Genomic DNA, 4,122 nt, shown 5'->3' with positions numbered 1-4,122 from the left:
ACTCCAACCGCTGGCTGCTCGCCTACGCCCAGGCGCTGAGCGAAGCGGACGCCGGACAATGGCTGGACTTCCGCTTCGCCGATGGCCAGGCCGGGCGCATGACCCGTCGCGAGATGCTGTTCCACCTGGTCAACCACGGCACCTACCACCGTGGCGCCATCGGCCACGCCCTGGACCTGGCCGGCGCGCCGCGCCCGGCCGACACCTACACGGTATTCATCCACGCCGTCCAGCCACAGCGACGGGGCGCAGCTTCCGCCTGACCCGTGGGCGGCTGCTAGAGTCAATGGCTCACCCATTGGCACTGCCAAGGAGGCCGCCATGCACGCTTTCCCTTCCCTCGGCCTGGCTCTGCTGTTCGCCGTCGGCCTCGGCCTGTCGCCGGCCGCCAGCGCCGGCCAGGCGACCAGCGCGCTGGGCGGCCTGACCGGCGCCTTGCCGCTGGGCTCGATGACTTCCAGCAGCACCGGCAATGTCGCCGGGCTGCTGGAGTTCTGCGTGAAGAACAACTACCTCAGCGCCGCCAACGCGTCCTCGGTGAAGAGCAAGCTGATGGGCAAGCTGGGCGCCGACGCCACATCCGACAGCGGCTACGAGGACGGCAGCAAGGGCGTGCTCACCACGCCCGGCGGCAAGCAGGTCGATCTCAGCGCCAGCTCGCTTAAGGAGAAGGTCACCAAGCAGGCCTGCGACAAGGTCCTCAGCCAGGGCAAGTCGATGCTCTGAACGCCCCGTCGGCGGCGCGCTAGTGCGCGTCCGCCGAAGGCGCGGCCGGTGGGGCGATCCTGTGCATCAGCGGCACCAGCAGCAGGGTCGCCGCGAAGCAGGCGCCGACCAGCAGGAAGGCGTCGGCGAAGGTCAGCGTCTGCGCTTCGCGCAAGGCCAGGTCCCAGAGGTGGCGCAGGGCCTGCTGACTGGCCTGGCCACTGGCGTCCAGGCTCGGCGCCAGCCATTGGTTCAGCGCTTCGTTGTTGCCGTTGAGGTGCTCGGCCAGGCGCAGGAAGTGCAGGTTGGTGCGGTCGTTGAGCACGGTGGCGCAGGCGGCGATGCCGATGGCCCCGCCGAGGTTGCGCATCAGGTTGAACAGCCCCGAGGCCAGGCGCAGGCGCTCCGGCGGTAGCGAGCCCAGGGCCAGGGTCACCGTGGGCGCCACGCAGAACTGCTGGGCCATGCCGCGCAGGGCCTGCGGCAGCATCAGCTGCTGGGCGCCCCAGTCGTGGGTGAGCGGGGCGAATTCCCACATCGACAGGCTGAACAGCACCATCCCCAGCGCCAGAATCCAGCGCAGGTCGACGCGCCGCGCCAGGGCGGCGTAGAGCGGGATGCTCATGATCTGGAAGATGCCCGTGGAGAACACCGCCAGGCCGATGTCGAGGGCGCCGTAGCCGCGCACCCGGCCGAGGAACAGCGGGGTCAGGTAGATGGTGGCGAAGATGCCGATGCCGGTGACGAAGGAGAACAGGCAACCGAGGGCGAAGTTGCGCTCCTTCAGCGCACGCAGGTCGACGATGGGGTTGTTCGAGGTCAGGCTGCGGGCGATGAAGGCGACCCCGCACAGCCCGGAAATCCAGGCGGTGGCGAGGATGGTGTCGTCGCTGAACCAGTTCCAGCGCGGGCCTTCCTCCATGGTGTATTCCAGGCAGCCGAGGAACACCGCCATGAGCGCCATGGCCGGGTAGTCGGCGCCCTTGAGCAGCTTCAGGTCGGGCTTGTCCAGGCGCACCATGAGCGGCACCACGCTGGCGACGAACAGCCCCGGCAGTAGGTTGATGTAGAACAGCCAGGGCCAGGAGGAGAGGTCGGTGATCCAGCCGCCGACCACCGGGCCCAGGGTCGGCGCCAGCGAGGCGATGGCGCCGATGGTGGCGGCCACCACCACGCGCTGGCGGCCGTCGAAGTAGATGAAGCCGGTGGTGAACACCATGGGAATCATCGAGCCGCCGAGGAAGCCCTGCAGGGCGCGGAAGGCGATCATGCTCTGGATGTTCCAGGCCATGGCGCAGAGCAGGCTGGCGAGGGTGAAGCCCAGCGCCGAGCCGGCGAACAGCCAGCGCGTGGAGAACACCTTGGACAGCCAGCCGGACAGCGGGATGACGATGATCTCGGCGATCAGGTAGCTGGTCTGCACCCAGGCCAGCTCGTCGGCGCCGGCGGACAGGCCGCCGCCGATGTCGCGCAGCGAGGCGGAGACGATCTGGATGTCCAGCAGGGCGATGAACATGCCCAGGCACATGCAGGCGAAGGCCACCACCTTCTGCCCGGTCGACAGGCTCTCGACCGGCACCGTCTGGTTCGACCAGAGGTTCACGGCCGGCTCTCCAGGGCCACCTTCGGCGCGTCTTCGTGGACATGCGCACGGGTGTCGACGGCGACCACCACCGACAGCCCCGGACGCAGCTCGCCAAGGCGCCCGTCGACTTCGTCGAGGTGGATGCGCACCGGCACGCGCTGGACGATCTTGGTGAAGTTCCCGGTGGCGTTCTCCGGCGGCAGGATGCTGAACTGCGCGCCGGTGGCCGGCGCCAGGCTGTCGAGGTGGCCGTGGAAGACCTTGCCCGGCAGCACGTCGGCCTCGACGTTGACCGCCTGGCCGGCGTGCATCCGCGCCAGCTGGTCTTCCTTGAAGTTGGCGTCCACCCACAGGCCCTGGGCCGGGACCACGGCGAGCAGCTGGGTGCCGGCGGCGACGTAGCCGCCGACCCGCGCGCGGCGGTTGCCGATGTAGCCGTCGACCGGCGCGCGCAGCTCGGTGTAGCCCAGGTCCAGGCGCGCCAGGTCGCGCTCGGCGCCGGCCTGTTCGAGGGCCGCCTGGGCCTGTTCGCGCTGGCTCTGGATCACGTCCAGCTGGCGCCGCGCGGCGAGCAGGCTGGCGCGCGCCTTGTCGCTGTTGGCGCGGGCGGTCTTCCAGCCGGCCTCGGCGCGTTGCGCGGCCTCCACCGACACGGCGTTGCGCTGCACCAGGGTGGCGTAGCGGCGGTTGTCGTCGCGGCTGCGCGATTCCTCGGCGGCGGCGGCGTCGATCTCCGCCTGGCTCTGGCGGATCAGCGCCTCCTGCAGCGAGGCCTGGGCGGCGACGTTGGCCAGCAGCGCCTGCTCGGCGTGCACCGCGCCCTCGGCCTTGGCCAGGGCGGCGCGGAAATCGCGGTCGTCGATGCGCGCCAGCAGGTCGCCGGCGTGCACGAACTGGTTGTCGCTGACCACCAGCTCGGCGATGTAGCCGGCCACCCGCGGGCTGATCACCGTGACGTCGCCGCCGACGTAGGCATCGTCGGTCTTTTCCAGGAAGCGGCCGTCCAGCCACCAGTGCCCGGCGTAGGCGCCGACGCCGGCCAGCGCCAGGGCGGCCAGTCCAAACTTGAGCGCCTTGCGCGAGCGCAGTTTGGCCGCGACGGCGACCGGGGTGTCGGAAAGGGAGACAGGCTGGTTCATGGCGGCTACCGCTCAGGCGTGGGTGGAAGAAGGAAGACCGTCGTCGCGACGGCGAATCTGATGCTGCGGGCCGATCGGCTCACCGCTGCGGGCGTCGACCAGGGCGATCTGCACCGGCTCGCCGCTGCGCGTGTCGACCAGCTGCACACCATCCACCAGCGGCCCGGCGTGGCGCTTGCCCCACTGCAGCAGGGTCAGCAGCACCGGGCGCAGCTCGCGGCCCTTGGCGGTCAGCAGGTATTCGTGGCGCGGCGGATGGGCGTTGTATTGCTGGCGCTCGAACAGCCCGGCGGCGACCAGCGCGCGCAGGCGCCGGGTCAGCACGTTGCTGGCGATGCCCAGGCGCGCGGCGAACTGGTCGAAGCGCCGCGAACCGTAGAAGGCCTCGCGCAGGATCAGCACGTTCCAGCTGTCGCCGATCAGCTCCAGGGCCTGGGCGACGGGGCAGGGCATCTGTTCGAAGGAGGTTCTGCGCATGGCCGGCGGGCCTCTTGTAATTACGGTCATCATCTGATTGGGCGGCTCTGTAACGCCCTCCGCATGGGGATAGCGGAGAAGTGTTACTAGATATGATGATTGTAATCTAAATCGGTGACTTGCTTTGCGCAAGTGACTTCGGGGGGAGGGGATGAACGGTTCGCTGTGTGCGGCGATCGCGGACAGAGTCCGCTCCTATCAAGCGTACTCTCCCCG

Annotated in this window: 5 protein-coding genes; 2 read left to right on the top strand and 3 right to left on the bottom strand. The window is 69.6% G+C overall.

Translation table 11 applies throughout. The features are described 5' to 3' along the window. Together P3W75_RS14680 and P3W75_RS14675 are read left to right on the top strand one after the other, a co-directional pair. Positions 1-263, top strand: a 263-nt coding sequence (locus P3W75_RS14680; RefSeq protein ID WP_276228091.1) for a DinB family protein, incomplete at its 5' end; no start/stop codon positions are given. A 58-nt stretch (positions 264-321) separates the two neighbouring features. Next, complete coding sequence (locus tag P3W75_RS14675; protein ID WP_276228090.1) at positions 322-726, top strand: DUF2501 domain-containing protein; 405 nt, start codon at positions 322-324, stop codon at positions 724-726. A gap of 19 nt (positions 727-745) precedes the next feature. Here the strand turns inward: P3W75_RS14675 and P3W75_RS14670 are convergent, their stop codons facing one another. The 3 genes from P3W75_RS14670 to P3W75_RS14660 all read right to left on the bottom strand — a co-directional run bounded on the left by P3W75_RS14670 (position 746) and on the right by P3W75_RS14660 (position 3,906). Beyond that, a complete protein-coding gene (locus tag P3W75_RS14670; RefSeq protein WP_276228092.1) occupies positions 746-2,233 on the bottom strand; it encodes a DHA2 family efflux MFS transporter permease subunit in 1,488 nt (495 codons plus the stop codon). 71 nt (positions 2,234-2,304) lie between these two features. Further along, positions 2,305-3,429 carry an HlyD family secretion protein gene (locus P3W75_RS14665; protein ID WP_276228089.1) on the bottom strand — a complete coding sequence of 375 codons (1,125 nt, stop codon included), beginning with the start codon at positions 3,427-3,429 and terminating at the stop codon, positions 2,305-2,307. A 12-nt stretch (positions 3,430-3,441) separates the two neighbouring features. Next, positions 3,442-3,906 (bottom strand): winged helix-turn-helix transcriptional regulator, encoded by a 465-nt coding sequence (locus P3W75_RS14660; protein ID WP_276228088.1) that lies wholly within the window; start codon positions 3,904-3,906, stop codon positions 3,442-3,444. Positions 3,907-4,122: the final 216 nt, after the last annotated feature.

This window comes from Pseudomonas citronellolis, from assembly GCF_029335315.1.
GTDB classification, from domain to species: domain Bacteria; phylum Pseudomonadota; class Gammaproteobacteria; order Pseudomonadales; family Pseudomonadaceae; genus Pseudomonas; species Pseudomonas citronellolis_A.
This window is presented reverse-complemented; position numbering and strand designations above follow the sequence as displayed.